Origin of the sequence: Anaerolinea thermophila (assembly GCF_020723905.1) — a bacterium.
Lineage (GTDB): Bacteria > Chloroflexota > Anaerolineae > Anaerolineales > Anaerolineaceae > Anaerolinea > Anaerolinea thermophila_A.
In genome coordinates, this window is sequence record NZ_DYHZ01000008.1 from 1 (window position 1) to 19,388 (window position 19,388).

A 19,388-nucleotide genomic window follows, 5' to 3' on the forward strand; every position below is an offset into this window, starting at 1 on the left:
TCCGCGAAGGCGGTCTGACGGTCGGCGCGGGCGTCATCACCAAGATCCTCGAGTAAGAAAAGGTGAGAAATGGCCAAGCAACGTATTCGTATCCGCCTTAAGGCATTTGATCATCGCGTACTGGATCAATCGGCGAAACGCATCGTGGAAACTGCAGAACGCAGTGGTGCGCGGGTGGTTGGTCCGGTTCCTCTGCCCACCAAGATTGAGCGCTACACGGTGCGCCGCTCGACCTTCATCGATAAAGATTCTCACGAGCACTTTGAGATTCGCACGCACAATCGTCTGATTGACGTGATTGATCCGGATGCCAAGACGATTGATATGCTGATGCGGCTCAATCTGCCTGCGGGCGTAGATATCGAGATTAAGATCTAACCAGGTTTTATGGACGATGATGCCAGTTTGCACGGAGGTTTCCTCTGTGCAAACTGGCTGTGTGTGAAAACAGGATTTACTCTGGACAGGATAAAGACGCTCTGGTAAAATAGAGCGGTTTTGGGCGCAAAGCCCGAACAGGTAGTGCAAGAGTTGGTGCGCTGGGCGCGTGAAAAGAGACCCGAGCGATGCCCTCCACGAACTGACTGCGCTACGGACGGGGATGATGCAGCCGAGCCCAGGCTGACAGTCCCGACACTTTGAAGCAAGGAGACAACAGAGATATGTTGAAAGGGCTGATTGGAAAGAAAATCGGTATGACCCAGATTTTCGATGAGAACGGTGTGGCTATTCCGGTCACCGTCATCGAGGCTGGGCCTTGTTACGTTACCCAGGTACGTACGCCGGAAAACGACGGTTATTCAGCCGTCCAGCTGGGGTTTGAAGAGGTGAAACCCAAGCGCCTCACAGGCGGCGAATTAGGCCACCTGAAACGCAACAACCTTCCGCCGTTGCGCTTTTTGCGTGAATTTCGGGTCAAAAATCCAGAAGTCAAAGAAGGCGATAAAGTGACTGTGGAGTGCTTTGCTGTGGGCGAGCGCGTGGACGTGGTCGGCACCAGCAAAGGTAAGGGCTTCCAGGGTGGCGTGAAACGCTACCATTTTCGGGGTGGTCCAAAGACTCACGGTCAGTCAGATCGCCATCGCGCTCCCGGTTCGCGAAGCTCGGGCACGACACCGGGGCGTGTGTATAAAGGATCGCGGGGACCGGGTCATATGGGCAATGACCGCGTGACCGCGCAGGGCTTGAAAGTGGTCCTGGTGGATACCGAACGCAACCTGATTGGCGTCAAGGGCTCGGTGCCGGGCGCCAAAGGCGGCCTGGTCGTCATCAAAGAGGCGCGTAAACAGTAGCTGGCTGCCTTAGCCTGAATGTAGGAGCGATGGTATGTTAGTAGATGTAGTCAACATGCAAGGGCAGAAAGTCAGCTCTGTGGAACTTCCCGAGAGCATCTTTGAAGCCCCGATTTATATTGATCTGATGCACCAAGCGTATCTTCGCCAGATGGCGAATGCGCGTCTGGGAACCCACGACACCAAGACTCGCAATGAGGTCTCGGGTGGTGGGCGTAAGCCCTGGCGACAAAAGGGTACTGGTCGTGCCCGTCAGGGTTCCACTCGTTCGCCGATTTGGGCAAAGGGTGCCAAAGTGCACACGCCCCATCCGCGTTCTTATGCCCAGTTGATGCCGCGCAAAATGCGCCGCGCCGCGTTGCGTTCGGCGCTCTCCGTCAAAGCGGCTGAAAACGCCATTGTAGTGGTGGATCAACTCACCCTGCCGGAAGCCAAGACCCGGCACATGGCGCAGGCGTTGAACACGCTGGTCGGCGATGCCAGTGCGCTGGTTCTCATTCCGGAAAAGGAAGCCTATGAGGGCGTCATTCGCTCTACCCGCAACCTGCCGGACGCCAAAATCCTGCTGGCAAATTACCTGAACATCCGCGATTTACTGGTGTTCGATAAGGTAGTTATGCCGTTGGCGGCGCTGGATGTGATCTCGGCGAACCTCGGGTAAACAGGAGGACAGAATGAGCACGATCTATGATGTACTTCGCCGCCCATTGATTACGGAGAAAACCAACTATCAGGCTGGAAAACTTCATCAGTATGTATTTGAAGTTGCCGATGATGCAACCCGCACGCTGGTGAAGGATGCCGTTGAGAAAATTTTCAATGTGACAGTCCTGCGGGTGAACTTGATCAATGTTCCGGCAAAACAAAGCCGTCGTGGACGAGGTCGCCGCGTGGTAGTGACTCGCGAAGGGTACAAGAAAGCCATCGTGACGCTGGCGCCCGAGGACTCAATTCCGTTGTTTGAAGGGGTGTAGCCATGGCTGTTAAAGTCTACAAACCGGTAACCCCCGGTCTGCGCGGCATGACCGGTTACACATTCGAAGAAATTACCAAAACCAAGCCGGAGCGCTCCCTGATCGTCGTGCGCAAGAAGCACGCCGGGCGCAACCACTTTGGGCGCATTACCGTGCGCCATCAGGGTGGCGGCAATCGCCAGTTCATCCGTCTGGTGGACTTCAAACGCGATAAGCGCGGCATTCCTGCCCGTGTTGCGGCTATTGAGTACGATCCGAACCGCACCGCGCGCATTGCTCTGCTGGTGTACGCGGATGGCGAGAAACGCTACATTGTGGCTCCGCTGGGCTTAAAGGTTGGTGATACCGTGCTGGCAGGGAAAGATGCGGAAATCCGCCCGGGCAACAGTCTGCCGATTGCCAATATCCCAGTGGGTACGATGATTCACAACATCGAACTCAAAGAGGGTCGGGGCGGTCAACTGGTGCGGGCTGCGGGCGCTGCGGCGCAATTGCTGGCAAAGGAAGGCGATTACGCACAGGTTCGCCTGCCCTCGGGTGAGGTGCGTCTGGTCCGCCAGACCTGCTACGCCACCATTGGGCAGGTAGGCAATCTGGATCATTCCAATGTCAAGTTGGGGAAAGCCGGGCGCAAGCGCCACATGGGCATTCGCCCGACGGTGCGCGGTACCGCGATGAGCCCGCGCGACCATCCGCATGGCGGTGGTGAAGGGCGTCAGCCGGTCGGTATGCCGGGTCCCAAATCGCCGTGGGGTAAACCCACCCGCGGTTACAAGACCCGCCGCAATAAGCAGACCGACAAGTACATTGTCCGCCGTCGTAAGTAGAAGACGCGGTTTAGCGATTGGAATTGCGTTAGACCGGAAGAAAGAAGGACGAGACTATGTCACGATCGTTGAAAAAAGGGCCGTACGTTGACCCAAAACTTCTCAAGAAAATCGAGTTGATGAACACCCGGGGCGAGAAAAAGGTGATTCGCACGTGGAGCCGGGCAAGTGTGATCTTCCCTCAGATGGTAGGGCACACCATTGCCGTCCATGATGGACGTCGCCATGTACCCATCTACATCACTGAGAACATGGTTGGGCATCGCCTGGGCGAATTTGCCCCCACGCGCCTGTTCCGCGGTCATGTCGCGGAGAAATCCTCTGGCGCCAAGGGTAAGGGAGGCAGATAAACCATGGCAACGGATATTCGCGCTCAATTGAGATTTGCCGACACCTCCGCGCAAAAAGCGCGCCTGGTGGTGGATCTGGTGCGGGGAAAACCGGTGGTAGAAGCCTCCAATATCTTGCGCTTCACCCCTAAAAAAGCCGCGCGGATCATTAACAAAGTGCTGGACTCGGCGATTGCCAACGCAGAAGAAAACTTCGGCGTCAGCCGCGACAACCTGTACATCCATCAAATCGCCGCTGATGAAGGACCTACCCGGAAGTGGCGCCGTTTTGGGGCTCGCGGTCGCTTCAAGCCGATTTTACGCCGCACTTCTCACATTACGATTGTCCTGCGCGAGCGGGAGTAGTAAGGACCAGGAGCAGATATGGGACGCAAAGTTAATCCCGTTGGTTTTCGTCTCGTCGTGAACAGGGCTTGGGAAAGCCGTTGGTTTGCTGACGGGAAAGAGTACACACAAAATCTGCAACAGGATTTTCAGATCCGCAAACTGGTGCGGGAAATTGCAGAAAACGCTGGTGTTTCCCGTGTGGAAGTGGAACGCTTCCCCGGTAAGGTGCGCGTGATTGTCTTCACCGCCAAGCCTGGCATCCTCATCGGACGCAAAGGCGAAAGCGTGAAGAAACTCCGCCAGGATCTGGAAGCCCTGACCGGCAAGAAGATTGACCTCGAAATCAAAGAGATCAAGAACCCCGACACCGATGCTTTACTGGTGGCTGAAAATCTGGCCTCCCAGATCGAGCGCCGTGTGAGTTATCGCCGGGCGATGAAACGTGCCCTTCAGCAAGCCATGCGCCAGGGAGCCAAGGGCATCAAGGTTGAAGTTCAGGGCCGCCTGAGCGGAGCAGAAATGTCCCGCAGTGTTTGGTTGCGCGAAGGCCGTGTCCCCCTGCAGACCCTGCGAGCCGACATTGATTTCGCTCGCGCTGAAGCGCTGACCACCTATGGACGCATTGGCGTGAAGGTGTGGGTCTATAAGGGTGAGATGGCGCCCGAGGTCGAAGAAAAAGCCGAGCCTACCGAAGGCGTGTACGTAAGCGAATAACGATACCCCCTGACAGATTGTCGGGATGAGAGAAAGAGGTAGCAACCATGTTGATGCCAAAACGTGTCAAGTGGCGCAAACAACAGCGCGGAAACATGCGCGGTAAAGCCCTCCGCGGGGCAGAAATCGCCTTCGGCGAATATGCTCTGCAGGCGCTTGAACCCGGTTGGGTTTCGGCTCGCCAGATCGAGGCTGCCCGCCGCGCTATCGCGCGTGAAATGCGCCGCCGAGGAAAGATTTGGATTCGTATCTTCCCGGATAAACCCTACACCCATCGTCCGCCTGAAACCCGTATGGGTAAAGGGAAAGGGAATGTCGAGTACTGGGTGGCTGTGGTTCGCCCTGGGCGGATCATGTTCGAAGTGGGAGGCTTACCTGAAGACGTTGCCAAGAAAGCGCTTCATCAGGCTTCCTATAAGTTCTCCATCAAGACCAAGGTCATTGCACGTGAGGAAGTGGAAGGAGAACAGGCATGAAACCGTCTGAAATTCGACAACTGACGACTGAAGAATTGCGAGCCAAACTGATGGATGCTCGCCAGGAATTGATGAACCTGCGTTTCCAGATGACCACCGGTCAATTGACCGACACCAGTCGTCTGGGGAAGACGCGTCGCCTGATCGCTCGTTTCGAGACGATCCTGCGCGAACGCGAACTGGCAGAAGAAAGAGGTGAAAAATGAACACGCGCCGTCGCATGACCGGTCTCGTGACCAGCAATAAGATGATGAAAACGGTTGTGGTTCAAATCACCCGCACCTTCCAGCACCCGCTGTACAAGAAAGTGGTGCACTCCATCAAAAAGGTCAAAGCCCACGATGAACTGGGGTGCGAGGTAGGCGATGTGGTGCAAATCGTGGAAAGCCGCCCGCTTTCTGCGCAAAAACGCTGGGTGGTCGAGAAGATCATTCGCAAGTCCAGTGGCGCAGATGTGGTGGAGGAAGGAGCCTAAGCCATGATTCAACAGGAAACCCGATTAAAGGTTGCCGATAACACGGGCGCTCGCGAACTGCTGGTGATTCACATCATGGGTGGGTCGACCCGCAAGTATGGCGAAGTGGGCGATATTGTGGTGGCGACGGTCAAATCGGCTGCACCGCAAGGCGCAGTAAAGAAAAGTGAGATCGTCAAAGCCGTGATCGTGCGCTGTGCAAAGGAATGGCGGCGAGAAGATGGTTCGACCATTCGGTTTGATGACAATGCCGCTGTGATCCTGGACAGCTCTGGACAGAACCCGCGGGGTACCCGCATCTTCGGGCCTGTGGCGCGTGAACTGCGCGAAAAAGGCTTCATGAAGATTGTCTCGCTGGCGCCTGAAGTGCTCTAGGATCGATGAGGAGAGTGGTATGAAGTTCAAGATTCATAAGGGCGATACGGTAGAGGTGATCAGCGGCCGTCGAGAAGACAAAGGCAAACGCGGTGAGGTCATTCGCGTTTTGCCCGACGAGGAGCGCGTGGTGGTGCAGGGTGTCAACCTGCGCACCAAGCATCAACGTCAGGTTCAGGCTCAGGGCCGCACGATCAACCCCGGTCTGGTCAAATTTGAGGCGCCCATTCACATTTCCAATGTGATGCTGGTTTGCCCAAAGTGCGGGAAAGCCACCCGTGTGGGCGTCAACCGGCAGGCAGATAAAGCCGTGCGCGTCTGCAAGAAATGCCAGGCGGTTATTGATGAATAAGGCACCTGGAGTGATGCGATGAACAGGTTGAAAGAATACTATCAGAAAGAAGTTGTGCCTGCGTTGATGAAGTCGCTGGGGCTGGACAATGTCATGCAGGTGCCCAAAATCCAGAAGGTTGTGGTGAACATTGGTTTGGGCGAGGCATTGGACAACCCCAAAGCGCTGGAAACCGCTTCCGCAGACCTGATGGCGATTACCGGGCAGAAGCCGGTCATTACCAAAGCCCGCAAAAGCATTGCGGCTTTCAAACTGCGCGAAGGACGTGCAATCGGCGCCAAGGTGACCCTGCGTGGTGAGCGCATGTGGTCCTTCCTGGATCGCCTCATGAACGTGGCTCTGCCGCGTGTGCGTGACTTCCGGGGTGTTTCCCGCGATGCCTTCGATGGACGTGGTAACTACACCCTTGGTCTGCGTGAGCAGTTGATCTTCCCTGAGATCGAGTACGATAAAATCGACAAGATCCGCGGGATGGAGATCACCATTGTGACCACCGCCAAGAGCGACGATCATGCAGCGGCGCTGTTGGAAATGCTGGGTATGCCATTCAGAAAGGGTTAATATGGCGAAGAAATGCATGAAATACCGTGAGATGCGGCGAAAGTACGAAGTTCGTGTACGCAACCGCTGTGAGCGTTGCGGACGACCGCGCGGCTATATCCGCCGGTTTGGACTGTGCCGCATTTGTTTCCGCGAATTGGCACTGCAGGGCAAGATCCCTGGCGTGACAAAGGCTTCCTGGTAGCCGGTTGGGAGGTAAGCGATGAGCGTTAACGATCCAATTGCTGATATGTTGACCCGAATCCGCAACGGCATTATGGCCGGGCACGCCATGGTTGCCATGCCCTCTTCGAAGATCAAGGTTGAGATCGCTCGAATCCTCAAGGAAGAAGGTTACATCGAGGATTACGAGGTGGTTGAAGAGGCTGATAACTCGGCACGCAAAGTGTTGCGGTTGAAACTTAAATACGTGGGCGAACGGCGCCAGCGCAAACCCGTCATTACCGGGTTGGAGCGCGTGAGCAAGCCCGGACGCCGCATCTATACGCCCAAATCGGAAATTCCGTGGGTCCTCTCCGGAATGGGCATTGCCATCCTTTCCACTCCCAAGGGAGTGATGACGGGACAGCAGGCTCGCAAACTGGGCGTGGGCGGCGAGATCCTCTGCAAGGTCTGGTAGCCTGCGACGTGAAGGAGGTAGAACTGTGTCTCGTATAGGACGTTTACCTGTGGTTATTCCCTCTGGCGTGCAGGTGGGGGTTGATGGGCTGAGTGTGACCGTCAAAGGTCCCCGTGGAACACTTGCTCGCACCTTCGCGCCGGGTGTCCAGATTACGCTGGAAGGCAATCAGGTGCAGGTGACGCGCGAATCGGATGAACCGCGCATCAGAGCCCTGCACGGAACAACCCGCGCATTGATTCAGAACATGGTGACCGGCGTAAGCACGGGGTTCACCAAAGTCCTGGAAATCGAAGGAGTGGGTTACCGCGCCAGCATGGATGGCAAGAATCTGGTGTTGAACGTGGGGTATTCACACCCCGTTGTCGTGGAACCGCCTGCGGGCATTACCTTTGAGGTGGAAGAGCGCACCCGTCAAATTCGGGTCATTGGCGCCGATGCCGAGCAGGTGGGACAGATAGCCGCGGATATCCGCAAGATCCGCCCGCCGGAACCCTATAAGGGCAAAGGCATCCACTATCTGGGTGAGAAGATTCGCCGCAAAGCCGGTAAGTCGGGCAAGGGCGGTAAAGGTGGCAAGAAATAGCAGGTGAGATATGGCAAAACGAACTCGTGCTGAAGGACGTTTACATCGGCATCGCCGCGTGCGCATGAAAGTGCAAGGCACGCCTGAGCGCCCTCGCCTCAGCGTTTATCGCAGTCTGGCGGAAATCTACGCTCAGGTGATTGATGACCAGGCTGGTCATACGCTGGCGGCGGCATCAAGTATTGATCACGAACTGCGCGAGAAAACCGCCGGTTTGAATAAGACCGAACAGGCAAAACTGGTTGGTAAACTGGTTGCCGAACGCGCCCTGGCGAAGGGCATTAAGCAGGTTGTCTTTGACCGTGGCGGTTTCCGCTACATGGGTCGCGTCAAGGCTCTGGCAGATGCTGCCCGCGAAGCCGGTCTGGATTTCTAAGGAAGGAAGGTCCTGATCCATGATGGACATTATGGAATATCCAAGCATTGAAACCCAGTATGACGAGCGCGTGATTGAAATCGCGCGGGTTGCCAAAGTTGTCAAAGGTGGCCGCCGCTTTCAATTCCGTGTGACGGTTGTGGCTGGTGATAATAAAGGTCATGTGGGTTTAGGGGTTGGTAAAGCCAACGCCGTGCCGGATGCCATGCGCAAGGCTACGGAACGCGCCCGCAAGAATATGCGCAAGGTCAGCATGTACGGGACCACTATCCCGCATGAGGTGATCGGCAAAGTGGGTGGTTCCAAAGTTCTGCTCAAACCGGCATCCCCCGGTACCGGCGTTATTGCCGCGGGTGGCGTGCGCGCTGTGCTGGAAGCCGCGGGCATTCGCGATATCCTCACCAAATCGTTGGGCAGTTCAAATGTGCTCAACGTGGTGCAGGCAACCTTTGAAGCCCTTGACCAGCTGAAATTCCTTGAAGTGGAAGCCGCCAATCGTGGCAAGGCTGTGGAAGAGGTTTTACCGTTCTGGGAGCGGAGGAAGAAACATGACTGAAGCGACCGAACCGAAAATGTTGAAAATTACGCTGGTCAAAAGCCCCATCGGTTACTCCGAGAGGCATAAAGCCACGGTGCGTGCTCTGGGTCTGCGCAAAATGCACCAGAGCGTGGTACACCCCGATTCCCCATCCTTGCGGGGAATGCTTCTCAAAGTGAACCACTTGGTGAAAGTTGAGGAAGTGAAATGAAACTTCACGATCTTTTCCCGAACGAAGGTGCAAAGAAAAAGCACAAACGCAAGGGTATTGGTATCGCCGCGGGTCAGGGTAAAACCGCCGGTCGCGGTACCAAAGGCGAAGGGGCGCGCTCCGGTCAGGGTGGTAAACTCTACCGGCAGGGTGGTAACCTGCCTTTCTATCGCCGCTTACCCTTCATGCGTGGTGAAGGCTTTACTCCCCCCAATCAGGTGGAGTACAACGAGGTCAACGTTGAGCAGTTAGAACGTTTCCCGGAAGGAACGGTAGTTACTCCGGAACTGCTGGCGCAGGCGGGAATGCTGCACAAAAACAGCAATCCGGTCGTGATCCTCGGTCGTGGTGAGTTAACCCGCGCTTTGACTGTTAAGGCGCAACGCGTCACCAAAGGCGCGCGCGAAAAAATCGAAGCCGCCGGTGGTAAGGTGGAATTAATAGCCTAGTTTCAGGAGACCCTCTATGAAACGGTCTGCTTGGCGTTACCTGTGGAAGTCGGTCGATATCCGTCAGAAACTGTTAATTACGTTTCTGCTGTTGGTCATCTACCGGCTGGCTGCCAATATCCCCGTGCCCGGGGTGAACACCGAGGTGATTCGCGGTTTACTGCAGGGGTCGAGTGGAGCCCAGTCTTTCCTGGGCTTACTTGACCTGCTCTCGGGCGGTACGATTTCAAACTTCTCCATTCTAGCGATGGGAGTGTACCCCTACATTACCGCTCAAATTATCCTGCAACTGCTGGTCCCCATCATCCCGGCACTGGAACAGCGTCTGAAGGATAACCCGCGCGAGGGGCAAATCTGGATGGAAAAATGGACCATCATTCTCACCATCCCGATGGCGTTCCTTTCGGCAATCGGGCAGATTAACATCTTTGGTTCGCTGTTGCAGGGGGGCATTTCCGCAATCCTGCCCAACTATGGGTGGAGCGGTGCGAACCTCCTGCCAACCCTGACGGTCATTCTGACCATGATGGGTGGGACGATGTTCGGCATCTGGCTGGGACAACTCATTTCAGAGTACGGTATCCCCAAGCAAGGCCTGTCGTTGATCATCTTTGCCGGTATCGTTGCGCGCATCCCTGCAAACCTGCTCTCGATTTTGAGCGATCAGCAAAATGGTTGGTGGATGTTGCTGGTGATCCTTGCCATCCTTGTCCTGATCATTTTCGCCATCGTGTATGTTCAGCAGGGACGCCGCAACGTACCGGTGGTATTTCCGGGGCGGCGCGTGGGCAATCGCATGTCCATGCCGGTGCACAGCAACCTGCCGCTGATGGTCAACATGGCGGGCATGATCCCGTTGATCTTTGCTCAGGCAATTTTGACCTTCCCCTCCATGCTTGCCAGTTACTTTATTTTGTCCAAGACGGAGTGGGTGGCAAATGCCGCGCGAGATATTCAACAGTTGTTCAGTTCGCAAAGCGCCCTGTACATCATCATCTATTTCCTGATGGTGGTGTTGTTCACCTTCTTCTACACCGATGTGCTCTTCCAGCAGCAAAACTATGGCGAAAACTTGAAGAAGCAAGGGGCGCAGATTCAAGGTGTGTTACGGGGTGAAGCCACTCAACGCTATTTGAGCAAGGTGCAGCGTCGCATTACCCTGCCGGGGGCTCTCTTCCTGGGCATTGTGGCAGTCCTGCCTTACATTGTGCATGCACTGTTACCGGCAAACGCCGGGGCGGGCTTGCTGCTCATCTCTGCCGCAGGGTTGCTCATCGTGGTCGGGGTGGTGCGCGATACCTTCACCATCATTGACACTGAGTTGAAATTGCACGGTTATCAGGAAAGCCTCATCAAAGGGTAGGGGCGTATGGCAACGTACATTGTGCTGTTAGGTCCTCCGGGCGCGGGCAAGGGAACACAGGCCACTCAGATTGTGCAAACATTTGGGCTGACCCATGTCTCCACTGGCGATTTGTTCCGCGAAAACCTGCGCAACCAGACCGAACTGGGGAAACTGGCGGCGAGTTATATGAACGCCGGAAAACTGGTCCCCGATGACGTCACCATTGCGATGGTGCGGGAACGCATTACCCGTCCTGATTGTGTGCAAGGGGTGCTCTTCGATGGCTTCCCGCGCACCGTGGCTCAGGCGGATGCGTTATCTGCCATGCTGGCAGAACTTTCGGGAAAGGTGGATTGTGTCCCTTACATCTCCGTACCCGCTGAGGTACTGGTGGAGCGGTTGAGCGGGCGCATCAGTTGCCCAACCTGCGGACGGGTGTACCATGTGACCAACAACCCGCCGAAACAGCCCGGTGTGTGTGATGCCGATGGCACTGCCCTGGTCCAGCGAGAGGACGACAAACCCGAAACCGTGCGAAAACGGATTGAAGAGTACCTTAAAAATACTGCGCCGTTGATTGATTACTATCGTGAGCGCCACCTGCTGGTGGAAATTGATGGTACCCAGTCCATAGAGGCTGTCAGCGAACAGATTCTCAACGCAATCCGAAAGGTGAAAACTTCGTGAGCTGGGATCGACAAATCACCATCAAAACCCCGCAGGAACTGGAGATCATGCGCGAGGCAGGAAAGATCAATGCCGAAGCGCTGGCAGCCGCCCGTGCCGCCATTCAACCCGGTGCTACCACTGCCGATGTCAATGCGGCGGCGGAAAGCGTGCTGAAAAAATATGGGGCCTACTCCCCGTTTAAAAATTATCCGGGACCGTACCCCTATCCTGCCAGCACGTGTGTCAGCATCAATGATGAACTGGTGCACGGTATTCCCAGCAAGACGCGCAAGATCAAGGAAGGGGATATCGTCACGGTGGATTGCGGCACGGTGTACCGGGGTTTTGTGGCAGATGCGGCATTCACGGTAGGCGTGGGGCAAATCTCTGAGGTCGCCCGTAAATTGCTGGAAGTGACTGAAGGAGCGCTCTACGCAGGCATTCAACAGATGAAGCCGGGCAATCGCGTGGGAGACATTTCAGCGGCAATTCAACAGTATGTCGAAAGCCGTGGGTTTCACGTCACCCGTGAGTATACCGGACATGGTGTGGGACGGCGCATGCATGAAGGTCCACAAGTCCCCAATTATGGGGTTCCAGGACGCGGGTTGCTTCTTCGACCAGGATTGACCATTGCTCTGGAGCCAATGGTGCTGGTTGGAACCTGGCAGACCCGGGTGCTGGCAGATGAGTGGACGGTAGCCTCTGCCGATGGTTCGCTCACCGCACATTTTGAGCACACCATCGCAGTAACGGAAGATGGACCGGTCATCCTCACCCTGCCGGGAGAGGAATAAATCTGGACAAAAACGGGCAAGCGGCATATAATAGCAACTTTGGTTTGCCTGTTGCGATAATGACGAAGGAGTAAGGAATCATGAGAGTTTCGCCATCTATCAAGAAACGCTGCGCAAAATGCAAAATCGTGAAACGCGGCGGACGGTTGTATGTCATTTGTGAAAATCCTAAGCACAAGCAGCGACAGGGGTAATCAGTTATGGCACGTATTGAAGGTGTAGATCTTCCGCGCAACAAGCGGGTCGAGGTCGCTCTGACCTACATTTATGGTATTGGCCCCACGCGGGCACGCGAGACACTGGCGGCTACGAAAGTCAACCCCGATACACGGGTGAAAGACCTGACCGAAGCCGAAGTGAACGCGCTGCGCGATTATATTGCCCGCAATTACACTGTGGAGGGAGACCTCCGCCGCGAAGTTCAGATGAGCATTAAGCGGCTGATCGAAATCGGGTGTTATCGTGGTCTGCGTCACCGCCGCAATCTGCCGGTGCGTGGACAACGCACGCGCACCAACGCGCGCACCCGCAAAGGACCACGCAAGACGGTTGCGGGTCGTGGTCGCCGCCGTGGCGCCAAGAAGTAGTCTTTGGCACAGGATGGAGGACGGAGGTAGGGATCTTCCTCTCCCTCCGCGGCACTCCGTCCTCGCCTGTTGTTCAAAGGTCCTTTTTGGCTGGAACCTGGATGTAACGTAAACAGGAAAGGGAGTATGGCACAAAACGTACGTTCTGCACGAAGAGGTGGCTCGGCTAAAAAAGTCAAGCGAACGCTGACTTCCGGGCAAATCCACATTTACGCCTCTTTCAACAACACCATTGTGACCGTCACGGATCAACAGGGAAACACCGTCTGCTGGGGTTCCTCCGGGTCGGCTGGCTTCAAGGGGTCGCGCAAGAGCACGCCCTTTGCAGCGCGTCTGGCGGCAGAGCAGGCCGTGAAAGCCGCGATGGCAATGGGATTGCAAGAGGCAGATTTGATTGTTAAGGGGCCTGGCCCCGGTCGTGAGTCAGCCATCCGCGCTGTTCAGGCGATGGGTGTGCGGGTGCGCTCGATTGCTGATGTGACGCCGGTTCCGCATAACGGTTGCCGGCCTCCGAAGAAACGCCGCGTCTAAAAGGGGAAGGTAGTATGGGTAAATATCTTGGGCCGGTTTGCAAACTTTGCCGGCGAGAAGGTGAAAAACTGTTCCTCAAAGGGGAACGTTGCTATAGCCCCAAATGCTCGTTTGAAAAACGCGGTTTTGCTCCCGGTCAGCATGGCCGCACACAGCAGGGGCGTAGCGAGCGCGAATCGGATTATGCGCGTCAGTTGCGCGCAAAACAGAAGGCTCGCCGGGTCTACGGCATTTTTGAGCGTCAGTTCCGCCGCTACTTTGGTTTGGCGCTTCGCAAGAAAGGTTTGACCGGTTTGAACCTGTTGCAGACGCTGGAAATGCGTCTGGATAACGTGGTCTACCGCATGGGGTTTGCCTCCAGTCGGGCGCAGGCGCGTCAGTTGGTTAATCATGGCCACATTCTGGTCAACAACCACCGCGCGGATATTCCTTCCATGCTGGTCAAACCCGGAGATGTTGTCTCCGTAAAGGAAAACGCCCGCAGTCTGACCTACTGGAAAGATTTGCTGGATGTTGTTGACCGGCGCACTTGCCCGATGTGGATTGACCGCGATACCAAGAATCTTTCCGGTCGAATTCTGCGACTGCCGGAACGGTCTGAAATTGACGGCAACCTCAACGAGCAGTTGATCGTTGAGTACTACTCTCGCTAAGGCTCGATGAAGTCCGGGGCGATAAGTTACGCCGGGAAGGGGTGAAACGTGGCTGCTCTAACAAATATGGTAACGCCAAAAGTCGAGCGAGAAGCAGAGGCTCGCAATTATGGAAAATTCATCATCGGGCCACTGGAAGGCGGTTACGGGGTGACCCTGGGAAACGCCCTGCGGCGTGTTCTGCTTTCCTCTCTGGAAGGCGCCGCGGTGACTTCTATCCGCATCTCCGATGTCCTGCATGAGTTCAGCGATATCCCCGGAGTGCGCGAAGACGTCATTCAGGTGATGTTGAACATCAAACAACTGCGCCTGATTTTGCATGACGTGGAAACCACCCACATGCACCTGGAGGTGCGTGGCGAAGGTACTGTCACGGCGGCAGATATTGATGCGCCTGCTGAGGTGGAAATCGTCAACCCTGAACTGGAACTGTTTACAGTGGATGACCCGAACACTCGCCTGGAGATCGATTTGACGGTCAGCCGCGGGCGGGGCTACTCGCCGGCTTCGGAGCGAAGCGGTCGCCTGCCAATTGGCGAACTGCCCGTGGACGCCATCTTCAGCCCGGTAAAACGTGTGAACTGGTCGGTCACTGCCGCGCGTGTTGGGCAAAGCACCAACTACGACCGTCTGATTATGGAAATCTGGACCGATGGCACCATTACGCCGGAAAATGCTTTGAGCACTTCGGCAAAAATCCTGATTGACCACCTCCGCTACATCACCGGCGTGAGCGCCGAGAGCCTGGCGGTGGCGGTTGAGAAGGAAGTCACCGGCGGTCGTTTGACCAGTGAGGCGGCTGAAACGCCCATCGAGAATCTGGATCTCTCGGTGCGGGTGTTTAACTCCCTCAAACGCACGGGAATTACCACTGTGGGCGATGTGCTGGAGTTGCTGGAGAAAGGCGAAGATGCTGTGATGTCCATTCGCAACTTTGGCGAGAAGAGCCTGGATGAATTACGACAGAAAATGCGGGAAAAAGGTTTCCTGCGAGATGAAAAAACTGTGGAGTGAGCGAATATGCGACATGCTGTAGCCGGTTACAAACTTGGACGTTCAAAAGGACAGCGCAACAGCCTGCGGCGTACGCTCATCAATCAGCTGTTTACTCACGAGCGTATTCGCACCACCCGCGCCAAGGCGCTTGCCATTCGCGGGGATGCTGAACGATTGATTACGCTGGCGCGCAACAGTAGCAAAGGCACCGACATTGACAAGGTGAATGCTCGCCGCCGTGCCGCCGCTCGCCTGGGAAACCCGGCGACCGTGCGCAAGCTGTTTGATGATATTGCCCCGCGGTATGCCAATCGCAATGGCGGGTACACCCGCATTGTGAAACTGGGACCCCGCCTGGGCGATGCCGCCGAAATGGTCTTGATTGAACTGGTAGAAGGGTAAAACCATCCGGTTCATACCGGGGTGGTATGGCACGTTACAAAGCGATTATTGCCTACGACGGCACGCACTTTCAGGGTTTTCAGCGACAGGCTGGCGCCCGAACGGTGCAGGCAGAGGTAGAAGAAGCGTTGCGTTCGCTGGGTTGGAGGGGAGATTCTCTCCTCTCCAGCGGGCGGACGGATACAGGGGTGCATGCCAGCGGTCAGGTGATTGCCTTTGATCTGGATTGGCGGCACTCTCATGAAGCCCTGCGCAACGCTCTGAATGCCCGTCTTGCAGAAGATGTGGCGGTCCGGCAGGTGGAAGAAGTAGCGGAGGATTTCCATCCGCGCTTCAACGCCATCGAGCGGGCATACCTCTACCGCATTATCGTGGCAGAAACCCGAGACCCGCTCCGAGAGCGGTACGCGTGGCGCCTCTGGCCCCCACTGCAAGCCCCTGAAGCCTTGCAGTGCGCCGCGCAAGCCCTGTGCGGAAGTCACGATTTCGCCGCCTTTGGTATGCCGCCCATTGCGGGAGGCAGTACTCTCCGCCACATCTATCAGGCGGAATGGCGGGTTCATGCGGATGAATGGGTCTTTGAGGTGCGCGGAAATGCCTTCCTGTACCATATGGTGCGTCGGATGGTGTGGGCGCAGGTGCAGGTTGGGCAGAACCGGTTGAGTTTGAGGGACTTCCTGGAAGCCATTCATCAGGCTCGACCGTTACCGCCCGGTCTGGCACCCGCTCATGGGCTGGTGTTGACCGAGGTGCGTTACGCCGAAAACAGGCAGGAAGCAAAAAACTGGATAAGATCCTTGCTATAAGGTGAGACAATGGCAGTGGAAAAAACTTTTGTATTGAAAGGAAAACCCGAATCGCAATGGCTCCTGGTGGATGCCACCGGTAAGGGCTTGGGGCGATTGGCTACGCAAATTGCCCACTATCTGATGGGCAAGCATAAGCCGACCTATACCCCTGGGGTAGATATGGGCGATTATGTGGTCGTAATCAACGCTCTGCAAATGGATATTCCCAAAGAGCGCTTGACAACCAAGATTTACTATCGCCATTCCAACTATCCGGGTGGCTTGAAAGCAATCAGTCTGCGTGACCAGTTGCAGAAGAACCCCGAACGGGTCATTCGCGCGGCTGTATGGGGAATGCTCCCGCATAACAAACTGGGACGTCGCCTGATCGAAAAACTCAAGGTGTACCCCGGCAGTGAGCACCCGCACACCGCACAGAAGCCAACCCCGGTTGCGTAGGAGAGTGGAGGAATTATGTCCGTTCAGTATTATGAAGGTGTTGGGCGCCGTAAAGAAGCTACTGCACGCGTTCGCGTGATGAGCGGTAACGGCAAGTTCATCGTCAACGATAAACCCGTTGAAGATTACTTCACCCGCCTGGGCGATCTGGAAGCCATTCTGGCGCCGCTGTCGGCGGCTGGTGAGGATCGCTCTCGCCTCGATATCACCGTTCAGGTAACGGGCGGTGGCGTCACGGGGCAGACCGATGCGGTCAAACTGGGCATGGCGCGCGCGTTGGTGAAGATGAATGCCGATCTGGTTGCCGTGATGCGCAAGTACGGCTTCCTGACCCGGGATGCTCGTGTCAAGGAACGCAAGAAACCCGGTCTCAAACGCGCTCGTAAGGCCCCTACCTACACCAAACGTTAAGCCGATTCTTTCGGAAATCAAAAAAACCGCCAGTTCTCTGGAATTGGCGGTTTTTGTGTTTGCCGTGGTAACAGCGATAAAAAGATTATTCCAGTGTTTCTGCGTTCAGGCGTTTCCAGCCTTTTTCCGGATCGCTGTGGACAAAATTTCCATCTCTCAGTCGCTGTGCCACACGCAAGAGCACTTGCTGGATTTCTTCAGCGATCTCACGGGCAGTTTCGTCTTCCAGGGCACTGCACGAAACCACGTCCAGAGGATCGGCAAAGCGTACAATCACCCGATCCCCTAACGACTCCACCGAAATATTGCAGGGAAGCATAAGTCCAATGCGCGGGTCGTGTTGTAAGGCGCGATGGACAATGGGAGGGTTGTAGGCGCCCAGGATGGAATAAGGATGAAAATCTACGTTCATTTTCTTTTTCAGCGCGGTGGACAGGTCAATATGCGTGACCACACCAAACCCCTCTTCTTTCAGCACTCTGGAAACGACTTCCAGCGCCTGGGGGTAAGTAAGGGAAAGAACTACTTCAAAAGGATTCTCAGGAGGCATGCACCTTTTCCATCTGGTAAAATGTCTATGCTAATTTTACCCGATTTCCTGCTATTTTGAGATTGGAGGTCAACGAAGATATGAATGAGCAGGGCATTACCATCCTCGGGTTGGGACCGGGAGCGCCCCAACTGTTGACGCTGGAAGCCTGGCAACATTTGCAGTCCATTCCTGAGATTTACCTGCGCACCCGGGCGCACCCTGTCATTGCGGGGTTTCCCTCCACCTTACAGGTGCACTCTTTTGACGAAATCTATGATCAAAACCATGATTTTTCTGAGGTTTACCGTCAGATTGTTGAAAGAGTATTGGAACATGCTCAAAAAATGGGTGCGGTGACCTATGCAGTACCGGGGCATCCCTTCGTTGCTGAGGCAACTGCACCGGAAATTGTGCGCCGTGCCGGTGAAATGGGCATCCCTGTGCGGGTAATTGAAGGCATCAGTTTTCTGGAGCCAGTTTTTTCAGCCCTCCAAATGGATCCTTTCCCGCGTGCCGTGCTGGTTGATGCGCTGGAGCTGGGCGCTCTCCATGTTCCCAATTTCCCTCCCGATTCTCCAGCCCTGATTGCGCAGATTTACAGCCGTCAGATTGCGTCCGAGGTGAAATTGACGCTGAACGCTTTCTATCCGGATGAATTTCCCGTTCGGCTGGTCCATGCAGCAGGGACTCCCCAGCAAAAAGTGGAAGACCTGGCTCTCTATGAGATTGATCGCAGTCCTCATATCGGGTTGTTGACTGCATTGTACGTTCCTCCGCTGGATGAAGATACCTCAATGGAGGCATTTCTTGAGATTGTGGCTCATCTCCGCGCTCCAGACGGCTGTCCATGGGATCGCGAGCAGACCTTGCAAAGTTTAGGTCCACATCTCCTTGAAGAGACATATGAGGCTCTGGAGGCACTGGATCAGGAGCAAATTGATAATTTGCGGGAAGAACTGGGAGATTTGCTCCTGCTGGTTTCCATGCTCAGCCAGATTGCCAGCGAAGAGGGATTTTTTACCTTCCCGGAAGTGGTTCAGGGCATTCACCGCAAAATTGTCCGCCGTCATCCGCATGTCTTTGGCAATGTGGACTTAAAGGATGCCCGTGGAGTATTGCGGAACTGGGAAAAACTCAAAGAAGCCGAACGGAAAGAAAACGGTACTGCCGGGCAGAAGGGGATTCTGGATGGCGTGTCAAAGGCATTGCCATCGCTCATCCGTGCGCAGGAGTACCAGAGCCGTGCCGCGCATGTAGGCTTTGATTGGAGCAACATTCAGGGCGTTCGTGAAAAGGTCATGGAAGAATGGGAAGAACTCCAGCAGGCAGGCTCTCCAGAGGAAATCGAAAAAGAGATAGGTGATTTATTGTTTGCGGTGGTCAATCTTTCGCGCTGGTATAAGGTCGATGCCGAGACGGCTCTTCGAAAAGCCAGCGAGCGGTTTATGGCGCGCTTCAAGCACATTGAACAGGAAGCCCGTGTTATGGGAAAATCCCTGGGAGATCTTTCTATGGATGAGATGGAGGCTCTCTGGCAACAAGCCAAACGTCAGGGAAAGTAAAGGTCTGTCACGGGAGCCCGCACCAGAGGAGCCAAAACCGGCTCCTCTGGCGGTTTTTAAATTAAATTAAAGGTTGATATTAAAAAAATCAAAATACCTGTTGACAAAAATAAATTTCGGTGTATGATTATTAAAGATTATTGAAAGGAGATTG

The 19,388-nt window shown here is 55.3% G+C and carries 35 protein-coding genes; 34 read left to right on the forward strand and 1 reads right to left on the reverse strand.

Annotated elements, in window-relative coordinates; translation table 11 throughout:
* Positions 1–69: 69 nt before the first annotated feature.
* The 33 genes from rpsJ to rpsI all read left to right on the forward strand — a co-directional run bounded on the left by rpsJ (position 70) and on the right by rpsI (position 17,140).
* Entirely contained in the window at positions 70–378 is a 309-nt protein-coding gene (rpsJ, locus tag LHF31_RS12160; RefSeq protein ID WP_013559428.1) for a 30S ribosomal protein S10, read from the forward strand.
* Positions 379–662: 284 nt separating this feature from the next.
* Entirely contained in the window at positions 663–1,292 is a 630-nt protein-coding gene (gene rplC / locus LHF31_RS12165) for a 50S ribosomal protein L3 (protein WP_013559429.1), read from the forward strand.
* A gap of 34 nt (positions 1,293–1,326) precedes the next feature.
* Positions 1,327–1,953 (forward strand): 50S ribosomal protein L4, encoded by a 627-nt coding sequence (gene rplD, locus LHF31_RS12170; RefSeq protein WP_298007545.1) that lies wholly within the window; start codon positions 1,327–1,329, stop codon positions 1,951–1,953.
* A gap of 13 nt (positions 1,954–1,966) precedes the next feature.
* A complete protein-coding gene (rplW, locus tag LHF31_RS12175) occupies positions 1,967–2,266 on the forward strand; it encodes a 50S ribosomal protein L23 (RefSeq protein WP_298007543.1) in 300 nt (99 codons plus the stop codon).
* Positions 2,267–2,268: 2 nt separating this feature from the next.
* Positions 2,269–3,093 carry a 50S ribosomal protein L2 gene (rplB, locus tag LHF31_RS12180; RefSeq protein WP_298007541.1) on the forward strand — a complete coding sequence of 275 codons (825 nt, stop codon included), beginning with the start codon at positions 2,269–2,271 and terminating at the stop codon, positions 3,091–3,093.
* A gap of 56 nt (positions 3,094–3,149) precedes the next feature.
* On the forward strand, positions 3,150–3,443 hold the full coding sequence (gene rpsS / locus LHF31_RS12185) for a 30S ribosomal protein S19 (protein WP_298007538.1): 294 nt from the start codon (positions 3,150–3,152) through the stop codon (positions 3,441–3,443).
* Between the two features lie 3 nt (positions 3,444–3,446).
* A complete protein-coding gene (gene rplV, locus LHF31_RS12190) occupies positions 3,447–3,788 on the forward strand; it encodes a 50S ribosomal protein L22 (protein ID WP_298007536.1) in 342 nt (113 codons plus the stop codon).
* Positions 3,789–3,806: 18 nt separating this feature from the next.
* On the forward strand, positions 3,807–4,484 hold the full coding sequence (gene rpsC / locus LHF31_RS12195; RefSeq protein ID WP_303774265.1) for a 30S ribosomal protein S3: 678 nt from the start codon (positions 3,807–3,809) through the stop codon (positions 4,482–4,484).
* A gap of 47 nt (positions 4,485–4,531) precedes the next feature.
* Positions 4,532–4,960 carry a 50S ribosomal protein L16 gene (rplP, locus tag LHF31_RS12200; protein WP_303774266.1) on the forward strand — a complete coding sequence of 143 codons (429 nt, stop codon included), beginning with the start codon at positions 4,532–4,534 and terminating at the stop codon, positions 4,958–4,960.
* Positions 4,957–5,166 carry a 50S ribosomal protein L29 gene (gene rpmC / locus LHF31_RS12205; protein ID WP_013559437.1) on the forward strand — a complete coding sequence of 70 codons (210 nt, stop codon included), beginning with the start codon at positions 4,957–4,959 and terminating at the stop codon, positions 5,164–5,166. Before rplP ends, rpmC begins: the two co-directional genes overlap by 4 nt.
* A complete protein-coding gene (gene rpsQ / locus LHF31_RS12210; RefSeq protein WP_298007466.1) occupies positions 5,163–5,435 on the forward strand; it encodes a 30S ribosomal protein S17 in 273 nt (90 codons plus the stop codon). Before rpmC ends, rpsQ begins: the two co-directional genes overlap by 4 nt.
* A 3-nt stretch (positions 5,436–5,438) precedes the next feature.
* Complete coding sequence (gene rplN / locus LHF31_RS12215; protein ID WP_013559439.1) at positions 5,439–5,810, forward strand: 50S ribosomal protein L14; 372 nt, start codon at positions 5,439–5,441, stop codon at positions 5,808–5,810.
* Between the two features lie 19 nt (positions 5,811–5,829).
* Positions 5,830–6,162: a 50S ribosomal protein L24 gene (rplX, locus tag LHF31_RS12220; protein WP_298007469.1), complete on the forward strand. Its 333-nt coding sequence runs from the start codon at positions 5,830–5,832 to the stop codon at positions 6,160–6,162.
* 18 nt (positions 6,163–6,180) lie between these two features.
* A complete protein-coding gene (gene rplE / locus LHF31_RS12225) occupies positions 6,181–6,723 on the forward strand; it encodes a 50S ribosomal protein L5 (RefSeq protein WP_298007471.1) in 543 nt (180 codons plus the stop codon).
* Between the two features lies 1 nt (position 6,724).
* The gene (locus tag LHF31_RS12230; RefSeq protein ID WP_013559442.1) at positions 6,725–6,907 is read left to right on the forward strand and encodes a type Z 30S ribosomal protein S14; all 183 of its coding nucleotides are present in this window, start codon (positions 6,725–6,727) and stop codon (positions 6,905–6,907) included.
* A gap of 18 nt (positions 6,908–6,925) precedes the next feature.
* On the forward strand, positions 6,926–7,342 hold the full coding sequence (gene rpsH / locus LHF31_RS12235) for a 30S ribosomal protein S8 (protein WP_298007474.1): 417 nt from the start codon (positions 6,926–6,928) through the stop codon (positions 7,340–7,342).
* 25 nt (positions 7,343–7,367) lie between these two features.
* Positions 7,368–7,928, forward strand: coding sequence for a 50S ribosomal protein L6 (gene rplF / locus LHF31_RS12240; protein WP_298007476.1), 561 nt, complete (start codon positions 7,368–7,370; stop codon positions 7,926–7,928).
* Between the two features lie 10 nt (positions 7,929–7,938).
* Positions 7,939–8,304 carry a 50S ribosomal protein L18 gene (rplR, locus tag LHF31_RS12245; protein WP_298007478.1) on the forward strand — a complete coding sequence of 122 codons (366 nt, stop codon included), beginning with the start codon at positions 7,939–7,941 and terminating at the stop codon, positions 8,302–8,304.
* 19 nt (positions 8,305–8,323) lie between these two features.
* On the forward strand, positions 8,324–8,860 hold the full coding sequence (gene rpsE, locus LHF31_RS12250; protein WP_363324774.1) for a 30S ribosomal protein S5: 537 nt from the start codon (positions 8,324–8,326) through the stop codon (positions 8,858–8,860).
* The gene (gene rpmD / locus LHF31_RS12255; protein ID WP_363324775.1) at positions 8,853–9,053 is read left to right on the forward strand and encodes a 50S ribosomal protein L30; all 201 of its coding nucleotides are present in this window, start codon (positions 8,853–8,855) and stop codon (positions 9,051–9,053) included. Before rpsE ends, rpmD begins: the two co-directional genes overlap by 8 nt.
* Positions 9,050–9,502 (forward strand): 50S ribosomal protein L15, encoded by a 453-nt coding sequence (gene rplO / locus LHF31_RS12260; protein ID WP_298007480.1) that lies wholly within the window; start codon positions 9,050–9,052, stop codon positions 9,500–9,502. Before rpmD ends, rplO begins: the two co-directional genes overlap by 4 nt.
* A gap of 16 nt (positions 9,503–9,518) precedes the next feature.
* Complete coding sequence (gene secY / locus LHF31_RS12265; RefSeq protein ID WP_298007482.1) at positions 9,519–10,865, forward strand: preprotein translocase subunit SecY; 1,347 nt, start codon at positions 9,519–9,521, stop codon at positions 10,863–10,865.
* A gap of 6 nt (positions 10,866–10,871) precedes the next feature.
* On the forward strand, positions 10,872–11,534 hold the full coding sequence (locus LHF31_RS12270) for an adenylate kinase (RefSeq protein ID WP_298007484.1): 663 nt from the start codon (positions 10,872–10,874) through the stop codon (positions 11,532–11,534).
* Positions 11,531–12,313, forward strand: a complete 783-nt coding sequence (gene map, locus LHF31_RS12275; RefSeq protein WP_298007486.1) for a type I methionyl aminopeptidase — start codon at positions 11,531–11,533, stop codon at positions 12,311–12,313. The genes LHF31_RS12270 and map overlap by 4 nt, the downstream gene beginning before the upstream one ends.
* 80 nt (positions 12,314–12,393) lie before the next feature.
* Positions 12,394–12,507 (forward strand): 50S ribosomal protein L36, encoded by a 114-nt coding sequence (gene rpmJ / locus LHF31_RS12280; RefSeq protein WP_013559452.1) that lies wholly within the window; start codon positions 12,394–12,396, stop codon positions 12,505–12,507.
* Between the two features lie 6 nt (positions 12,508–12,513).
* Complete coding sequence (gene rpsM, locus LHF31_RS12285) at positions 12,514–12,900, forward strand: 30S ribosomal protein S13 (RefSeq protein WP_013559453.1); 387 nt, start codon at positions 12,514–12,516, stop codon at positions 12,898–12,900.
* Positions 12,901–13,026: 126 nt separating this feature from the next.
* A complete protein-coding gene (rpsK, locus tag LHF31_RS12290; RefSeq protein ID WP_013559454.1) occupies positions 13,027–13,431 on the forward strand; it encodes a 30S ribosomal protein S11 in 405 nt (134 codons plus the stop codon).
* Positions 13,432–13,445: 14 nt separating this feature from the next.
* A complete protein-coding gene (rpsD, locus tag LHF31_RS12295; RefSeq protein ID WP_298007491.1) occupies positions 13,446–14,084 on the forward strand; it encodes a 30S ribosomal protein S4 in 639 nt (212 codons plus the stop codon).
* Between the two features lie 48 nt (positions 14,085–14,132).
* Positions 14,133–15,098, forward strand: coding sequence for a DNA-directed RNA polymerase subunit alpha (locus tag LHF31_RS12300; RefSeq protein WP_363324776.1), 966 nt, complete (start codon positions 14,133–14,135; stop codon positions 15,096–15,098).
* A 6-nt stretch (positions 15,099–15,104) separates the two neighbouring features.
* Entirely contained in the window at positions 15,105–15,482 is a 378-nt protein-coding gene (gene rplQ, locus LHF31_RS12305) for a 50S ribosomal protein L17 (protein WP_013559457.1), read from the forward strand.
* A 26-nt stretch (positions 15,483–15,508) separates the two neighbouring features.
* Positions 15,509–16,288 carry a tRNA pseudouridine(38-40) synthase TruA gene (gene truA, locus LHF31_RS12310; protein WP_298007494.1) on the forward strand — a complete coding sequence of 260 codons (780 nt, stop codon included), beginning with the start codon at positions 15,509–15,511 and terminating at the stop codon, positions 16,286–16,288.
* Between the two features lie 9 nt (positions 16,289–16,297).
* Positions 16,298–16,729 (forward strand): 50S ribosomal protein L13, encoded by a 432-nt coding sequence (rplM, locus tag LHF31_RS12315; RefSeq protein ID WP_298007496.1) that lies wholly within the window; start codon positions 16,298–16,300, stop codon positions 16,727–16,729.
* Between the two features lie 12 nt (positions 16,730–16,741).
* Positions 16,742–17,140, forward strand: a complete 399-nt coding sequence (gene rpsI / locus LHF31_RS12320) for a 30S ribosomal protein S9 (RefSeq protein ID WP_363324777.1) — start codon at positions 16,742–16,744, stop codon at positions 17,138–17,140.
* An 85-nt stretch (positions 17,141–17,225) separates the two neighbouring features.
* Here the strand turns inward: rpsI and LHF31_RS12325 are convergent, their stop codons facing one another.
* Positions 17,226–17,690 (reverse strand): DUF302 domain-containing protein, encoded by a 465-nt coding sequence (locus LHF31_RS12325; protein WP_298007500.1) that lies wholly within the window; start codon positions 17,688–17,690, stop codon positions 17,226–17,228.
* An 80-nt stretch (positions 17,691–17,770) separates the two neighbouring features.
* Here LHF31_RS12325 and mazG point away from each other — a divergent pair, with 80 nt between their 5' ends.
* Positions 17,771–19,234, forward strand: a complete 1,464-nt coding sequence (gene mazG, locus LHF31_RS12330; RefSeq protein WP_298007502.1) for a nucleoside triphosphate pyrophosphohydrolase — start codon at positions 17,771–17,773, stop codon at positions 19,232–19,234.
* Positions 19,235–19,388 lie beyond the last annotated feature (154 nt).

What these genes read in the sequence shown, in the direction of transcription:
- rpsJ (WP_013559428.1), top strand. Translation starts at nt 70, where the DNA reads ATGGCCAAGCAACGTATTCGTATCCGCCTTAAGGCATTTGATCATCGC.
- rplC (WP_013559429.1), top strand. Translation starts at nt 663, where the DNA reads ATGTTGAAAGGGCTGATTGGAAAGAAAATCGGTATGACCCAGATTTTC.
- rplD (WP_298007545.1), top strand. Translation starts at nt 1,327, where the DNA reads ATGTTAGTAGATGTAGTCAACATGCAAGGGCAGAAAGTCAGCTCTGTG.
- rplW (WP_298007543.1), top strand. Translation starts at nt 1,967, where the DNA reads ATGAGCACGATCTATGATGTACTTCGCCGCCCATTGATTACGGAGAAA.
- rplB (WP_298007541.1), top strand. Translation starts at nt 2,269, where the DNA reads ATGGCTGTTAAAGTCTACAAACCGGTAACCCCCGGTCTGCGCGGCATG.
- rpsS (WP_298007538.1), top strand. Translation starts at nt 3,150, where the DNA reads ATGTCACGATCGTTGAAAAAAGGGCCGTACGTTGACCCAAAACTTCTC.
- rplV (WP_298007536.1), top strand. Translation starts at nt 3,447, where the DNA reads ATGGCAACGGATATTCGCGCTCAATTGAGATTTGCCGACACCTCCGCG.
- rpsC (WP_303774265.1), top strand. Translation starts at nt 3,807, where the DNA reads ATGGGACGCAAAGTTAATCCCGTTGGTTTTCGTCTCGTCGTGAACAGG.
- rplP (WP_303774266.1), top strand. Translation starts at nt 4,532, where the DNA reads ATGTTGATGCCAAAACGTGTCAAGTGGCGCAAACAACAGCGCGGAAAC.
- rpmC (WP_013559437.1), top strand. Translation starts at nt 4,957, where the DNA reads ATGAAACCGTCTGAAATTCGACAACTGACGACTGAAGAATTGCGAGCC.
- rpsQ (WP_298007466.1), top strand. Translation starts at nt 5,163, where the DNA reads ATGAACACGCGCCGTCGCATGACCGGTCTCGTGACCAGCAATAAGATG.
- rplN (WP_013559439.1), top strand. Translation starts at nt 5,439, where the DNA reads ATGATTCAACAGGAAACCCGATTAAAGGTTGCCGATAACACGGGCGCT.
- rplX (WP_298007469.1), top strand. Translation starts at nt 5,830, where the DNA reads ATGAAGTTCAAGATTCATAAGGGCGATACGGTAGAGGTGATCAGCGGC.
- rplE (WP_298007471.1), top strand. Translation starts at nt 6,181, where the DNA reads ATGAACAGGTTGAAAGAATACTATCAGAAAGAAGTTGTGCCTGCGTTG.
- LHF31_RS12230 (WP_013559442.1), top strand. Translation starts at nt 6,725, where the DNA reads ATGGCGAAGAAATGCATGAAATACCGTGAGATGCGGCGAAAGTACGAA.
- rpsH (WP_298007474.1), top strand. Translation starts at nt 6,926, where the DNA reads ATGAGCGTTAACGATCCAATTGCTGATATGTTGACCCGAATCCGCAAC.
- rplR (WP_298007478.1), top strand. Translation starts at nt 7,939, where the DNA reads ATGGCAAAACGAACTCGTGCTGAAGGACGTTTACATCGGCATCGCCGC.
- rpsE (WP_363324774.1), top strand. Translation starts at nt 8,324, where the DNA reads ATGATGGACATTATGGAATATCCAAGCATTGAAACCCAGTATGACGAG.
- rpmD (WP_363324775.1), top strand. Translation starts at nt 8,853, where the DNA reads ATGACTGAAGCGACCGAACCGAAAATGTTGAAAATTACGCTGGTCAAA.
- rplO (WP_298007480.1), top strand. Translation starts at nt 9,050, where the DNA reads ATGAAACTTCACGATCTTTTCCCGAACGAAGGTGCAAAGAAAAAGCAC.
- secY (WP_298007482.1), top strand. Translation starts at nt 9,519, where the DNA reads ATGAAACGGTCTGCTTGGCGTTACCTGTGGAAGTCGGTCGATATCCGT.
- LHF31_RS12270 (WP_298007484.1), top strand. Translation starts at nt 10,872, where the DNA reads ATGGCAACGTACATTGTGCTGTTAGGTCCTCCGGGCGCGGGCAAGGGA.
- rpmJ (WP_013559452.1), top strand. Translation starts at nt 12,394, where the DNA reads ATGAGAGTTTCGCCATCTATCAAGAAACGCTGCGCAAAATGCAAAATC.
- rpsM (WP_013559453.1), top strand. Translation starts at nt 12,514, where the DNA reads ATGGCACGTATTGAAGGTGTAGATCTTCCGCGCAACAAGCGGGTCGAG.
- rpsK (WP_013559454.1), top strand. Translation starts at nt 13,027, where the DNA reads ATGGCACAAAACGTACGTTCTGCACGAAGAGGTGGCTCGGCTAAAAAA.
- rpsD (WP_298007491.1), top strand. Translation starts at nt 13,446, where the DNA reads ATGGGTAAATATCTTGGGCCGGTTTGCAAACTTTGCCGGCGAGAAGGT.
- rplQ (WP_013559457.1), top strand. Translation starts at nt 15,105, where the DNA reads ATGCGACATGCTGTAGCCGGTTACAAACTTGGACGTTCAAAAGGACAG.
- truA (WP_298007494.1), top strand. Translation starts at nt 15,509, where the DNA reads ATGGCACGTTACAAAGCGATTATTGCCTACGACGGCACGCACTTTCAG.
- rplM (WP_298007496.1), top strand. Translation starts at nt 16,298, where the DNA reads ATGGCAGTGGAAAAAACTTTTGTATTGAAAGGAAAACCCGAATCGCAA.
- LHF31_RS12325 (WP_298007500.1), bottom strand. Translation starts at nt 17,690, where the DNA reads ATGCCTCCTGAGAATCCTTTTGAAGTAGTTCTTTCCCTTACTTACCCC.
- mazG (WP_298007502.1), top strand. Translation starts at nt 17,771, where the DNA reads ATGAATGAGCAGGGCATTACCATCCTCGGGTTGGGACCGGGAGCGCCC.